This is a genomic window from Listeria marthii (assembly GCF_014227425.1).
Classification (GTDB): Bacteria; Bacillota; Bacilli; order Lactobacillales; family Listeriaceae; genus Listeria; species Listeria marthii.
On record NZ_JAASWB010000001.1, the window covers coordinates 129,276 to 143,545 of the forward strand.

Genomic DNA, 14,270 nt, shown 5'->3' on the forward strand with positions numbered 1-14,270 from the left:
AAGGCAGATTTTGGCTTATCTCGTCGTCATTACCACATATCCTCTTAGAGAACGCTTTCGCCCATCGGTTGGTTTTTTGCACTGCGTCTCAGCTAAAAATTCATTTATTTTTTCATTCTGCCTATATTAACTGTTCAGCTGATTAGTTATGCTGAGATATGGGAGATTTTTTTATGCCAAATATTCTTGATTCATTATGGAACAGCATGGCGCTTTTTTTATCAGCGCTTTTTTTTCACGGAATGGCGCTTCGGTCAATTAGAGAAAAAAAGCCCGCTTGGTTCCAAATAAAATTTGCTAATGAAATTATTAATTACGCACTGGGCATTTACTACGGCCTTCTAGGTGTTTATTTTATTATCCGTGGATTGCCTGGCACAGACTCCGGGATTTATACAGATATGTTACTCAATATTTTAATCGTTCTGCATTTGTTCTCATCAGCTGGCCCGGCTACCATTGCGCTATTACTTATCGTAGCAGGAAAACTATTTCTTGGAGATGCGCTATTCGCCAACCTTATTTACGTATTTTTAATTATCGGCTTTCACTTCATTTGTATGGAAGTGGCTAAATTACGCCTTAGTTCCGTTCAAAAAGTCGTTTTAGTGAAACTTAGCGCCATCCCTTTAATGCTATTTTATTTGCATCAAAAAATACATTTGGCATATACGCTGGATGATTTACCGATTTGGATACTCTACTTTGTGGTTTCTTTTTTTATTACCTTTATTATTATTTCAGCATCTTACTATATCGATACGTCCAACAAACTAATTTACGATCTGCAACAATCAACCATCCTTGATCCACTTACTGGTTTAACGAACTTCCGCCACTTTGAAAAAACATTCGAAGCCGCTTTTAATTACGCTACTTTAAAAAAATCGAATTTAAGTGTCATTATTATTGATATTGATTATTTTAAACGGGTAAATGATACATATGGCCATTTAGTCGGAAATGGTGTTCTATCTACTTTTAGCCAAATGCTGTTAAAGATTAGCTTCCCGCCGAATACCGTTATTTCAAGGATTGGCGGCGAAGAATTTGCGATTGTTTTGCCGAATATTAATGTCAGCGAAACACAGCATTTAGCAGAGAAAATCCGCCGAAAAGTGGAGAAAATTGATGTACCGATTGTCGCGTCTGGCTCGGTTATAACTATTTCAGCGGGAATTGCGAATTATGATGGTGAAAATTATCCGAGCGCAAATGAACTACTGCATGCCGCCGATCAAGCCCTTTATAACGCAAAACGAAATGGACGAAACCAAGTACATATTCGCGAGACAGAACCAGTTATTTAAGAGAGTAAAAAGGAGATGAGTCCATTTGTTCGAGCTAATTAATTCATACATAGATAGTTTAGCGCTCTTTCTTGCTATCCTTTTTATCCAAGGGATGTCTTTTCGGAAAATAAGACAATATCGCCCAAATTGGTTCCAAAATGGCAGTAGACGATTATTTCTTTCTATCCTCCTCGGTGTCTATTATGGTTTAGCCGGTATTTACTTTATTTATGAAGGTGCCTATGAAAATAATCCCGTTATTTACACGAATATGCGGATTTTGATTTTAATGGTAACAAGTGTTTTCGGTGGCCGGGTGCCACTCATTTTTGCTTATTTGGTTATGCTTTTCGGCCGAATTAGTTTTGATATTGCATCGCCTGTAACTAGTCGCTATATTATTTTAATGACATTGATTTTCGCCGCATGTTTACTTATTACCTTTTGGAAAAAACAGCGCTTTTCGAAATTTGTTGCGTTGATTATCTTGAATTTCCCAGCCATTCTTTATTATTTCGTGAACAATTTTGACGAAGGTCGGATTTTGCGTGGCTTTGAAATTATTGAATATTTCTTGTTGTTCTTTGTGACCGCCTTGCTCGTGTTTTATGCGTGTAATTATATCGATAAAAGTAATCTTGTCATCCAAAACCTGACCGAAACCGCCATGACCGATAGTTTAACTAATTTGCCGAACATGCGCTTTTTCACCCAACAATTCGCATGGATTTTCGCTAAATCACAAAAAAGGAAAAAAGCATTGTCGCTCTTTATTATTGATATTGATCATTTTAAAGAAATTAATGATTTTCATGGCCATCAAGCTGGCAATACCGTCCTTGCGCAGTTTAGTAGCATTCTTAAAAATCGAACTTTTCCACCAAGAACGATGTTTGCGCGAATTGGCGGCGAAGAATTCGCTGTTTTACTGCAAAATGTCGGTACAGAACAAGCCGCGCTCATTGCTGATTTTTTCCGGGAAGAAATTGAACGGGCCAAGTTCCCCTACAATCCCGCTAGTGGCAAAGTAACCGTATCCATCGGAGTCGCTTCCGCCAGTTCCAAATTTGCAACAACGGAATCTCTGTTTGAAGCTGCTGACCAAGCACTTTATCAAGCCAAACAAAACGGCCGCAACCAAATCGCTATTCATCAGGGGGAAATCGAATGAAACGAATTATTCTTATCTTAATTTTACTCGTCCTACTCGGCACTGGACTTTACTTTTTCCTACGACCTGAACCAAAAGACACTGTGAGCGCACCGAAAGAAACAACTCCTACTTCGACCACAGTGCAACAATATGTAAAAGAAAACTACACCGCCAAAAATGGTTTGATTATTGATTATAAAAATGCCCAAAATCCGCATTACTTAGCCGAGAGCATTGGACTTTACATGGAATATTTAGTTGAAGTAAATGACAGCAAAACCTTCCAAGAACAAGTAACCAGTTTACAAAAAAACTTTATAACGAACGATAGCTTTATTAAATGGGAAGCGACTGACTCGACCACGACGAACGCGATTGTTGACGATTTCCGCATCACCGACGCCCTTTATCAAGCGAGCGAGAAATTCAAGCACAGTGCTTATACGAAACTGGCAGATAAACTATTAACAAATACTAAAAAATATAGCGCCGTTCAAGGTACACCAGTAGATTTCTATGATTTCGTTCATAAGAAAAAAGCTGATACGCTTCATTTAAGCTATTTAAATATCGAAGCCATGCAACAGATTAACTATCGCGATAAAGCCTATCTTCCCATTCAAACCGTGAACGCCGAACCATTTTTTACAGAAGTATTTCAAAATGGACAATTTCACTATGCCGATGCGAATGAAGTTAATATGATTGATCAAATGCTCATCGCGATCGCTTACTATGATGAAAACGGCGATATAGAGCCAAACTTCGATAACTTTTTACAAACTGAACTAGCTTCCAAAGGGAAAATTTATGCACGTTACCAACGAGAAATAAAGAAACCAAGCTCAGAAAACGAATCTACAGCCGTTTATGCCTTTTTGACACAGTATTTTAACAAGACAAATCAAGCTAAAAATGGTAAAATCACCAAAGAGTTGTTAGAGAAAATGGACACGTCAAATCCTGAAACGACCCATTTTTTCGATTATATAAATAAAGAAATAACTCTTAAGAAATAACGGAAAGAAGTTGGACAAATGAAAAAGCCCTCTGTACGTGAGATTATTGATCAAAATCATTTTGATACAATATATGAACCGATTGTTGCTGTTGAAGATACACGCATTTTCGGCTATGAGTCACTCACCCGCTTGAAAACAGATCACTGGAATGCGATTAGTGATTTTATCGAAGAAGCGGAACAGGATGGTCTGCAAAAAGCATTTGAACTGCTCACGCTTCATAACGCAGTGAAACGCTTTAACAAAAGTGGAGATACGCCATTATTTGTCAATATTTCCTATGATACCTTTTTAGAAAATCAAGAAGAATTACATGATACCCTTCTTGATAACGGGAAAATAGTTTTTGAATTTTTGGAAACATCCAAGTTACCACAAGAGCGAATGAACGACTTAGACAAACAACTACAGCTATTCCAGAAAAAACATGAGACTAAATTTGCTATTGATGATTTTGGCTCCGGTTATGCGGACTTACACCGTGTCTTTGCGCACCATTCTGACTTTGTAAAAACCGACCGCTTACTACTTCGAGATTTATTCGAAAGCGACGGCAAAAAAATCTTCTTTGAGCAACTGCATAATTACGTCAAAAAACACCACAAGTCCTTGATTGTTGAAGGTGTCGAAACAAAAGAACAGCTACAATTCCTCCAAGAGATTGGCATTCCTTACGCGCAAGGTTATTATTTTCATTAAGTTTAACAAAAGAAAATCTGATTGTTTTCAGGTTTTCTTTTTATTTTGAATCAGTTGTTATTCTTCTTTCCCCCATGTAAAATAGAATAGAATGAAAAAGGAGTGCTGAAAATGACTTTAAAATCAGGTTTTGACTATCTAAATAATCCGCTATTAAACAAAGGAACTGCTTTTACAAATGAAGAACGGGCAAGCTATCACTTAGACGGATTACTGCCACCAATTATCGAAACAATCGAACAACAAGCCGCGCGCATCGAATATCAAATAGAAAACTTAGAAACAGCTTTACATAAACATCAACTTTTAACCAACTTATATAATGAAAATCGCACACTTTATTATTATGTTGTAACTAAAAATGTCACCGAGTATTTACCACTTATTTACACGCCAACAATTGGCGATGCTGTAATCCATTATCATACAGACTATAATGCTCCAGATGAAGCTTTATTTATCGATGCTTTTGCTCCAGAAAAACTACGTGCATCGATTGAAAACTATGCTAAAAACAATCCGAATATCGATATGATTGTAATTACAGATGGTGAAGGTGTGCTAGGGATTGGAGATTGGGGCGTGAATGGTGTCAAAATCGCTGTAGGCAAATTAGCTGTTTATACGGTTGCCGCTGGACTTGCACCAGACCGCGTGCTCCCTGTTGTGATTGACGCTGGTACAAACAACGAAACACTCCTTGAGGATCCACGCTATTTAGGCAATAAACGTCCCCGACTTTCAGAAAATGAATACGATACATTTATCGCTCAATTGGTCGATGCAATGACAAGCGTTTTCCCAAAAGCCATCCTTCACTGGGAAGACTTTGGGCGCGCAAATGCAAGTCGTATTTTGCATAATTATCGCGAGGAAATTTGTACTTTTAATGATGATATTCAAGGAACCGGTGCGATGGTCGTTGCCGCAGTCCTTGCCACTATTCAAGTTTCTCGCATCCCCTTAAGCGAACAAAAGATTATTATTTTTGGTGCCGGAACTGCTGGTATTGGTATCGCTGACCAACTTAGCGGACAATTAATGCGCGAAACTGGCCTCTCTTTTGACGCTGCAAGAAAACATTTTTACTTAGTTGACCGAAATGGTTTAGTCCTTGATCACATGACTGATTTAACTGCTGGCCAAAAGAAATATACGCATCCCGCTTCTGACTGGGAAAATACGCCGGTAGATACACTAGAACATTTAGTTGAAGCTGTTCATCCAACCATGCTAATCGGCTGTTCTGGCGTTACTGGCGCGTTCAAAGAGAGCATCGTCAAAAAAATGGCGGAGCATACCGAACGACCAGCAATTTTACCACTTTCTAATCCAACCAAATTAGCCGAAGCAACTGCCGCAGATTTGATTAAGTGGACCGATGGAAAAGCACTTATCGTCACAGGAAGCCCGTCTAAACCAGTAGAATACCAACATACTACCTATGAAATTGGCCAAGCAAACAACGCCCTACTTTATCCAGGACTTGGACTTGGTGCCCTTGTTACCCGCGCCAAATATATTACCGACGGCATGCTCGCTGCCGCATCAATGGCTGTCGCTAAGCAAATTTCGCCAAACGAACCCGGTGCTGCCCTTTTACCACATGTCCGCACCCTTCGCGAAACGTCCCGCGCAGTAGCAATTGCTGTCGCCAATCAAGCAATAAAAGAAAACATCCAGCAAACGAAATTAACCAACGTCACCGAAGCCGTAGAGCTTGAAATGTGGCAACCTACTTATAAAGGAGTTTAGTTATGTTCTATAAAACGAAGCAATCACTAGATCAACTCGTCCAAAACGGCTCCACTCCCGGAATTAGTTATCAAATTAAAACTAATCATCTGGAAGAAAATAACATCATGGGGTTAAAAGCTGTTTTTCCAGAAGCAGAAATCTTACCACGAACAACAGAAAACATTTATGATATCGCTTCTTTGACCAAAGTAATTGCTACGACTACTCGTATTTTACAACTTATCGAACAACAAAGATTCCAATTAAACGACCCTATTCAAATGTATTTGCCAGATTTCCGGTACAATAATGTTACGATTATGCATTTACTCACACATAGCTCTGGGCTCGCACAAAATATCCCTAACTTCCAAATGAATGCACCCGAAGATGTAATGCGTTATGTGTACGCGACTAAACAAGTTAATCCACCCGGAACGGAAGTCACTTATGCTGATGCTAACTTCTTACTACTAGGTTATTTAATTAGCAAAATCGACGGCAATTATGAACAAACCATTCAAAAACATATTCTAGAACCCTTAAAAATGACTCAATCAGGGTTTCATCCAACAAATAAAAAACAAGTCATCCCAACTGAACTTGATCAAACACGCGGCTTAATCCAAGGTGATGTCCATGATTTCAAAGCTTGGACAGCCAAATCAGGCACCGGTCACGCAGGCCTTTTTAGTACGCTAGCTGATCTTTCCAAGTTCCGCGATGCGCTTATTTTGCAGCACGGGTCGCCAATCTTATCCGAACAAATGTTACAGCTCATGCAAACCAATCATACTCCTGGCCTCAACCGAAGTCGCGGGCTAGGCTGGGATCTGCGCGATGATTCTGTTTTATATCACACCGGCTTCACTGGAACTTTCATGGTACTCGATTTAAAACACCATGCCAGCTTAATCGTTCTTTCTAACCGTGTCCACCCAAGCCGCGCCAACCCAAATTTCGTTGATAAGCGTGACAGCATTGTCGACACTTTTTTAGAAGAAGTTTCAAACACAAAGGAAGTCTAGCATATTAGCTAGGCTTCTTTTTCTGCCGTTCGCCTCCCGCCATATTTTCGACAAAAAAACTGTATTAACACAGCCTTTGAAAGCCTTTTCTAGTTATATAAAAGAAATTTATTTTCTTTCTCGTTTTATATTGTTTTCATTTTCACAAAGGAGTATGCTGTTCAATGAAGAAAGATTCTAAAGACTAGTTTCTGGCTTTAAGTGAAAAGGAACACAATTGAAGGAGGAAATTATAATGACAAAAGCATGGGATGGTTTTAAAGGAACCGCATGGCAAGAAAGCATTAGTGTAGGACAATTCGTCCAAGATAACTACACTCCTTACGATGGCGACGAAAGCTTCTTAGAAAAAAGTACACCAAGAACAACTAAACTAAATGAAAAAATAAATAAACTAGTAGAAGAAATGGATGCAAAAGGTGGCGTGCTCGATATGGATAACGCTATCGTATCAAACGTTGCATCGCACAAAGCAGGCTATGTTGACCAAGAAAATGAAGTCATCGTTGGTTTACAAACAGATAAACCATTCAAATTAGCATTTATGCCAAACGGCGGTCTTAGAACTGCGGAACAATGTTTAACTGACAACGGCTATTCCATCGACCAAGAATTACACGACTTTTACGTAAAAAATCGCTCGACTGCAAATGATGGTATTTTTAGAGCATATACAGACGATATCAAACGTGCGCGTCACTCCCATATCGTTAGTGGCCTTCCAGATGCATACTCACGCGGAAGAATCATCGGCTTATACCAAAAACCAGCTCTATACGGCGTAGATCGTTTAATCGCTGAAAAACAACAAGACTTGAAAAAAATTGCCATTTCTTCTGATGAAAATATTCGTCTACGTGAAGAAATTTGGTTACAAATCAAAGCACTTAAAGACTTAATCGTTTTAGGTAATGAATACGGTCTAGAACTTGGTCGTCCAGCTGAAAATGCAACCGAAGCTGTACAATGGACTTACATGGGCTACCTTGCTTCTATCAAACAAGCAAACGGTGCTGCAAGCTCATTCGGTCGTATTCCGATTTTCCTTGATATCTACATCCAACGCGATTTAGAAAAAGGCATTATCACCGAATTCGATGCACAAGAATTAATCGAACAATTAACGCTTAAATTACGAATGGTCCGTTTTGCAAGAACAGATGGTTATAACGAACTTTACGCTTCCAACCCTACTTTCGTTACAACTTCTATGGCTGGTATGGGCGCAGACGGTCGTCATCGTGTGACAAAAACAGATTATCGTTTCTTACACTGCCTAGATAACTTAGGAAACTCCGCAGAACCTAACTTAACTGTCCTTTGGGATGCTCGTTTACCTGAAAGCTTTAAAGAATATTGTATGAAAATGAGCGTGAAACATTCCTCCATTCAATACGAAAATGATAAATTAATGCAAGAAGAAGGCTACGGCGATATGCAATGTATCAGCTGTTGTGTTAGCCCACTGAACCCAGAAGCAGACAAAGACAAAGGCGAAACACATAACCTACAATATTTCGGTGCTCGTGTTAACGTCCTTAAATGTCTTCTTGGCGCAATCAATGGTGGTAAAGATGACCTTCACAAAAACCAAGTATTCAACGTTGTAGAACCAATTACAACCGAATACCTTGGATACGAAGAAGTACTAGAAAAATTCGATAAATCAATGGACTGGTTAACAGACACATACGTTGATGCAATGAACATCATTCACTTTATGACAGACAAATACAACTACGAAAGTATGCAAATGGCCTTCTTACCATCCAAAGTAACAGCCAACATGGGCTTCGGTATTTGTGGATTCGCTAACGTTGTAGATAGCCTAAGTGCGATTAAACACGCCAAAGTAAAAACTATCCGCGACGAAGATGGCTTTGTATATGACTATGAAGTAGAAGGCGACTTCCCTCGTTACGGTGAAAATGACGACCGTGCCGATGACATCGCTGTAATGGTCCTTAAAATGTTCAAAGACAAACTAGACTCCCATAAACTTTACAAAGATAGCGAAGCAACCGTTTCTGTTCTAACAATCACTTCTAACGTTGCTTACTCTAAACAATGTGGTAACTCCCCAGTGCATAAAGGACCTGTATTCGATGAAAATGGTAAAATCATCAAAGAACCAGAATTCTTCAGCCCAGGAGCAAACCCTTCAAACAAAGCAAAAGGTGGTTTCTTAGATAACCTTGCAAGTCTTTCTAAATTACCATTCCACTATGCTAATGACGGAATTTCCTTAACTATCCAAGGAGCTCCAAAAATGTTCGGTAAAACAACCGAAGAACAACATCATAACCTAGTTGGTATTCTTGACGGTTACTTTACAAAAGGCGGACAACATATCAACTTGAACGTTCTTAACCACGAAGAAGTAATCGAAAAAATCAAAGCCGGCATCCCAGTAATCTTACGTATCAGCGGCTACTGCTTAAACACCAAAGATCTAAACGAAGAACAAAAAATGGAACTTTGCCAAAGAATGTTCCACGAAAAATTAATCGGTTAAAATAAAAAAGTACCAAATCTGCGAAAAACAGATTTGGTACTTTTTTTATGCGTTCGAAACTTCCGCTGCGTAAGCTCCTGCCGTATGTCCAGTCACTAGCGCGCAAGTAATATTATATCCGCCTGTATAACCATTGATATCAAGTATTTCCCCACAGAAAAATAGTCCTTCCATCAACTTCGACTGCATCTCTTTCGGCTTGATTTCCTTCACAGAAACCCCACCACCAGTTACAAATGCCTTTTCAAAATCAAGCGTACCATTCACCTCAAAAGTGAAATCTTTTAATAACTGAATAAACTGCTCGATTTTTTTCGGACTCACTTGTTTATATTCAGCCGTTTCATCTAGTTCTGCTTTTTCAAGTAAAAACAACAACATTTTCTCTTGTAAAAGCGAACTTAAAGAATTTTTCAATGCTTTCTTCGGATTTTCCTCTAATAATTTATACACATCTTTTGCAAGTTCCCCAGCTGACACATTCGGGAATAAATCAAGACGCATCTTCACCGTACCCGCGCCCGTTTTCTTTAATTCGCGAAGCACAAACATGCTACAACGAAGCGCTGCTGGTCCTGATACACCAAAGTGCGTGAAAATCATATCCATTTGATGGGTAATAATCGGCTTGCCTTTTGCATTTAAAACCGATAGTGAAATATCTCGAAGCGACGTCCCTTGTAACACTTTTTGCTTAATAAAAGGTTCGCTGGATGTAATCGGCACTTCTGTCGGATATAGCTCTGTGATAGTATGTCCCGCTTTTTTCGCCCAAGCGTATCCGTCACCAGTCGAGCCTGTCCGAGGAACAGATTTACCGCCAACTGCGACAATTACCGCGCTAGCTGAAATCTCTTGGCCGTCTTTGAGCGTCACACCTTTAACATGTCCATCCTCGTAATCAACTTGTTTTACAGCTGTTTGCATGTAGATTTTTACGCCAAGCTTTTCCATCCGCTGAATCATCGCCTCGGCAACAGAACGTGCGCTATTCGATACAGGGAACATTCTGCCGTGGTCTTCCTCTTTTAGAGCCACACCTAGTTTCTCAAAAAAGCGAATAATATCTTCATTATCAAACGCATGAAACGCACTATATAAAAAGCGACCATTGCCTGGAATATGCTTTATAATTTCTTCTGCTGGTCGTCTGTTCGTTACATTACAACGTCCGCCACCTGACATAATTAATTTACGTCCCAGTTTCGGCCCTTTTTCAATTAATAGTACTCGTTTATTTTTCTCGGCTGCACTGATAGCCGCCATAAGTCCTGATGGTCCGCCACCAATGACAATTACATCATAATCCATTGTCCCGCTCCTTTGTTTTTATCCGAGTATAAGTATAGCAAGCATTGCGTTCACTGCCAAGCCTTTTTCACCAAACAAAAACCCGAGAAAGCTCTCAGGTCTGTTTTTTAAAATCTAATTTCGATTCATATTCGTAAAAATAAGTAGTAATCTTAGAAGTTCCAGTACAGCTACAGCCATCGCAGCAACATACGTCATTGCAGCGGCACTTAGTACTTTTTTCGCTTGTGGAAGTTCTGATGATGCAACCAGTCCGCCGCTCTCTAATTGAGCGAGTGCTCGTTTACTAGCGTCAAATTCAACTGGCAATGTAATTAATTGGAATAGTACGCCCACTGCCATCAAAATAATCCCTAGTAACATGAAACTAGCAAAGTTTGCGAGCATTCCGATAATCAAGAACACCCATGAAATATTGGAGCTAAACATCGTTATCGGAACAAGCGCCGAACGAAAACGCATAAACGCATAATCTTGTTGATCTTGTATCGCGTGTCCTACTTCATGGGCTGCGACTGCTGCCCCGGCGATAGAACGCCCGCGGAAGTTAGCTTCAGAAAGAAAAACCGCTTTTTTTCGAGGATCATAATGGTCACTTAACATTCCTTTTGTTTCATGAACAGGAACATTCGTTAATCCATTTGTATCCAAAATACGACGTGCAACCTCGGCACCAGTTAAACCGTTTGCTACACCAACTTTGGAATAATGTGCATAGGTAGTTTTTACCCGATATTGTGCCCAAAGTGGGATTGCCGCGACGATAATAAAATAAATAATATACTGACTAAACGACATCTAATCATCTTCCTCCTACTACTTTTTTTCAGTGAATATCCTTATCTCTTAGTATAAATTAACTACCACTAAGACTCAACCTCTTTCACTCATCATGAGGAAATTCTAATGTAAGGTGACCTTTTTTTATGGTTTTTTCATATACAAACCACAAAACCGCAACCGTTAACCAAAAAGTCGCGTAGCCAATTTCCGGCAAGAATTTTTCAAGTCCCATATAAATCGGCATTTGCCCAAATAAATAATCAATGACATCATTATGAAATACCCAAACAGCTGCAATCATAAAATGACCAATCCGAAAACGATAAAACGGTGCATAAAGAATACCTTCCACTGCCATAAAACCATGCGTCAAAATTAACACCACAGAGCCCCAAACTAGCATCCCTTGATCAACCATATAAAAAATATTCATCCCAACTGCCCACAAACCATACTTCACTAAACAAACAAATCCTAGCGCCTCCATCAAAGGCCAGTGCTTTTTCCCAATAAAAGCAACTAGCGCCAAAGTAAAGAACAGAATTGCCGTTGGACTATCTGGCACAAACAGCCAAAAACGCGGCTCTGTTATTTGTAATTGCGGTAAATACCATATGTATCCATAAATCGCTCCAAGTAAATTCCCGAAAAAAAGTACTCGTAAAAAGGCCCGATTTGCGAGCAAACTATATAACAATGTATCCCAGCTCCTTAAAAAAATCCTAGCAAAGCAAGGAAACAACGCGACTTTCACACCATTTCCCTACTCACTAGGATTTATCCCTTATTCTTTTTCCGTATCCATTTGCTGTAAAATTCGAACTAACTTATGAAAAGTTGCTTCATCACGTGTATCAAGCGCCTCATCAATTTGTTGCAATAATTTCTCTCTTGAAAATTGGTGCACCGATTGATAAATAAGTGCGTCCGCCATTTCCTTCTCCTCATCAGCAAGTTTCAGCGCTGTAAAAGGATTGTCTTCACGAACAAGTGCGTATTCGGGAGAGCTCATTGCCTCTTCAAAATGAAGTTCGACATATAACTCTTCGTCCCAATTCAAACGAATATCGTGAAATGCTTTCTCTGGATCAGTCGTCATAATGTTACCTTTAAAAAATAGGAACGGCTCGGATTCAACGCCGTGAGCACTAAGTGAAAGCCCACGCGCACACCCTTCCAAATTATCAACAAAATGAACATATTTTACAATTTGATCATGGCCAGCAATATAATTTAAAACCCACATTGCTTCTCTAGTCTTCATCTGGTGTTTATTTAAAAACCAGCGAATAAAATCTTTCTTCTCGTCTATTGAAATGGATGCCTTCATCTTTCCTCAGTCCCTTCCTGTATTCTTTTTAGCCTTTAATCAACTAAAGATAAAATCTCTGTGTCTTCTGGCTCAAGTTCCAAATAGCTACGCAAAATTTCTTGTGATTTCGCGTGTTCGCCTTCTTCTCTTAAAAATAAACCGTATTCCTTTAAGAACGTAGGATTATTTGTAAAATGTGGATAAGCCAGTTCATAATTTGCTTTTGCTTTATTATATTGTTCTGTTTCCTGATATGCAACACTTACGTCCCAGAAAATTTGTGGTTCGGAAACAACTTCTTCCCCAAGGCCTTCTACTAATTCGATGACCCCTTCATAGTTTTCCTTCGCAAGTAATAATTTGTTCAGTTGCATAATCGCTTCCGAATATTCCTCATCCAGCACGATCGCCTGACGATAAAATTCTTCTGCTTCTTCTGGTAAACGCAGTGTAACAGCCAGTTTCCCAGCTTCTAGGAACATTTCTTTATTAAATTCATCTTGCGTTAAACCATCTTTGAGTACCGCAATCGCTTTTTCCGGTTCGCCATTTTCTTCATAACTTTTCGCTAAATAAGAATAGAGCGTTGTGTACGATGGATCGTGTTCGCGCAAATGTTCCAGCGCGTGAATCGCTTTCGTGTAATCTTTGGCCTGATAAGCCGTTAAACCCATCCCGAAAAGTGTATCGACCGACTCTTTGTCTTCGAGTGCGCGCTCATAGTAAGATAACGCTTCTTCAAACGCCCCACTAGCTGCAAACGCTTCGGCAATCCGTTCATAGACGGACACAGCACCGTTCGAAATAATCGTTAACCCAGCTTCGACAGCCGTTTGATAAGACTGTACCGCCGACGCAAATCTCGCTTGCGATAAATAATATTCCCCTAGTGCAAAATCAATAATCGGCTCATTTGGCGCGATTTGTTTGGCTTCGAGTAATTTCTGCTCACTTACTTCAAACAAACCTTGCATCTGATACAAATCAGCTAACACGAGCAAACTTTCAATATATGCTTCATCTTCTTTGTTCACTTTTTCTAAATAATCTTGCGCAGAGTCGATATCGTCTTTTTCAAGTGCGACCTCGGCTGCTCGGACAAGCAATTCGCCTTCATCCTTGTATTTAGCTAACAGAAGTTCATATAAATCTTCTGTTTCATCTAAAAATCCTAGTGCAAATAATTCTTCTGCTAAATAGTATTGTTCCTCATCTGTTCCCGCTTGCACTACTTCATCAAAATACTTTTTCGCAAGCACCATATCTTCATGCTCTAACGCATGTAACATTTTATTAGCTAATTCCATTTCGGCACCTTCTTTAATAATAAGTCGTTTTTCTATTATACCATTACTTTGCTCATAAGAAAAAGTGATTGCCTCTCTGAAATAAAATACCAGCGCCGATGTTTTCGCACT

Annotated in this window: 12 protein-coding genes; 7 read left to right on the plus strand and 5 right to left on the minus strand. The window is 39.4% G+C overall.

Features of this window, described 5'->3' with window-relative positions; translation table 11 throughout:
• Window positions 1–173 precede the first annotated feature (173 nt).
• The 7 genes from HCJ55_RS00685 (at window position 174) to pflB (ending at window position 9,446) form a co-directional block, all read left to right on the plus strand.
• Window positions 174–1,310, plus strand: coding sequence for a GGDEF domain-containing protein (locus HCJ55_RS00685; RefSeq protein ID WP_185503959.1), 1,137 nt, complete (start codon window positions 174–176; stop codon window positions 1,308–1,310).
• Between the two features lie 25 nt (window positions 1,311–1,335).
• Window positions 1,336–2,463: a GGDEF domain-containing protein gene (locus HCJ55_RS00690; protein ID WP_185502029.1), complete on the plus strand. Its 1,128-nt coding sequence runs from the start codon at window positions 1,336–1,338 to the stop codon at window positions 2,461–2,463.
• Window positions 2,460–3,464 (plus strand): glycoside transferase, encoded by a 1,005-nt coding sequence (locus HCJ55_RS00695; protein ID WP_185516639.1) that lies wholly within the window; start codon window positions 2,460–2,462, stop codon window positions 3,462–3,464. Before HCJ55_RS00690 ends, HCJ55_RS00695 begins: the two co-directional genes overlap by 4 nt.
• Window positions 3,465–3,482: 18 nt before the next feature.
• On the plus strand, window positions 3,483–4,166 hold the full coding sequence (locus HCJ55_RS00700; protein ID WP_185505993.1) for an EAL domain-containing protein: 684 nt from the start codon (window positions 3,483–3,485) through the stop codon (window positions 4,164–4,166).
• A gap of 111 nt (window positions 4,167–4,277) precedes the next feature.
• Window positions 4,278–5,921, plus strand: a complete 1,644-nt coding sequence (locus HCJ55_RS00705) for an NAD-dependent malic enzyme (protein ID WP_185503961.1) — start codon at window positions 4,278–4,280, stop codon at window positions 5,919–5,921.
• A gap of 2 nt (window positions 5,922–5,923) precedes the next feature.
• A complete protein-coding gene (locus HCJ55_RS00710) occupies window positions 5,924–6,931 on the plus strand; it encodes a serine hydrolase domain-containing protein (protein WP_185516641.1) in 1,008 nt (335 codons plus the stop codon).
• A 235-nt stretch (window positions 6,932–7,166) separates the two neighbouring features.
• Window positions 7,167–9,446, plus strand: a complete 2,280-nt coding sequence (pflB, locus tag HCJ55_RS00715) for a formate C-acetyltransferase (protein WP_185502026.1) — start codon at window positions 7,167–7,169, stop codon at window positions 9,444–9,446.
• 45 nt (window positions 9,447–9,491) lie between these two features.
• Here the strand turns inward: pflB and HCJ55_RS00720 are convergent, their stop codons facing one another.
• The 5 genes from HCJ55_RS00720 to HCJ55_RS00740 all read right to left on the minus strand — a co-directional run bounded on the left by HCJ55_RS00720 (window position 9,492) and on the right by HCJ55_RS00740 (window position 14,159).
• Window positions 9,492–10,757 (minus strand): BaiN/RdsA family NAD(P)/FAD-dependent oxidoreductase, encoded by a 1,266-nt coding sequence (locus tag HCJ55_RS00720; protein ID WP_185516643.1) that lies wholly within the window; start codon window positions 10,755–10,757, stop codon window positions 9,492–9,494.
• Between the two features lie 114 nt (window positions 10,758–10,871).
• Entirely contained in the window at window positions 10,872–11,555 is a 684-nt protein-coding gene (locus HCJ55_RS00725; RefSeq protein ID WP_185516645.1) for a zinc metallopeptidase, read from the minus strand.
• 85 nt (window positions 11,556–11,640) lie between these two features.
• Window positions 11,641–12,237, minus strand: coding sequence for a DUF1405 domain-containing protein (locus HCJ55_RS00730; protein WP_008948253.1), 597 nt, complete (start codon window positions 12,235–12,237; stop codon window positions 11,641–11,643).
• Window positions 12,238–12,324: 87 nt separating this feature from the next.
• Window positions 12,325–12,870 carry a proteolytic degradation factor ReoY gene (reoY, locus tag HCJ55_RS00735; RefSeq protein WP_185502024.1) on the minus strand — a complete coding sequence of 182 codons (546 nt, stop codon included), beginning with the start codon at window positions 12,868–12,870 and terminating at the stop codon, window positions 12,325–12,327.
• A 35-nt stretch (window positions 12,871–12,905) separates the two neighbouring features.
• Window positions 12,906–14,159: a tetratricopeptide repeat protein gene (locus HCJ55_RS00740; protein WP_185503965.1), complete on the minus strand. Its 1,254-nt coding sequence runs from the start codon at window positions 14,157–14,159 to the stop codon at window positions 12,906–12,908.
• Window positions 14,160–14,270: the final 111 nt, after the last annotated feature.

Excerpts from the sequence above, each read along its gene's own strand:
- HCJ55_RS00685 (WP_185503959.1), top strand. The coding sequence starts at position 174 with ATGCCAAATATTCTTGATTCATTATGGAACAGCATGGCGCTTTTTTTA.
- HCJ55_RS00695 (WP_185516639.1), top strand. The coding sequence starts at position 2,460 with ATGAAACGAATTATTCTTATCTTAATTTTACTCGTCCTACTCGGCACT.
- HCJ55_RS00700 (WP_185505993.1), top strand. The coding sequence starts at position 3,483 with ATGAAAAAGCCCTCTGTACGTGAGATTATTGATCAAAATCATTTTGAT.
- HCJ55_RS00705 (WP_185503961.1), top strand. The coding sequence starts at position 4,278 with ATGACTTTAAAATCAGGTTTTGACTATCTAAATAATCCGCTATTAAAC.
- HCJ55_RS00710 (WP_185516641.1), top strand. The coding sequence starts at position 5,924 with ATGTTCTATAAAACGAAGCAATCACTAGATCAACTCGTCCAAAACGGC.
- pflB (WP_185502026.1), top strand. The coding sequence starts at position 7,167 with ATGACAAAAGCATGGGATGGTTTTAAAGGAACCGCATGGCAAGAAAGC.
- HCJ55_RS00720 (WP_185516643.1), bottom strand. The coding sequence starts at position 10,757 with ATGGATTATGATGTAATTGTCATTGGTGGCGGACCATCAGGACTTATG.
- HCJ55_RS00725 (WP_185516645.1), bottom strand. The coding sequence starts at position 11,555 with ATGTCGTTTAGTCAGTATATTATTTATTTTATTATCGTCGCGGCAATC.
- reoY (WP_185502024.1), bottom strand. The coding sequence starts at position 12,870 with ATGAAGGCATCCATTTCAATAGACGAGAAGAAAGATTTTATTCGCTGG.
- HCJ55_RS00740 (WP_185503965.1), bottom strand. The coding sequence starts at position 14,159 with ATGGAATTAGCTAATAAAATGTTACATGCGTTAGAGCATGAAGATATG.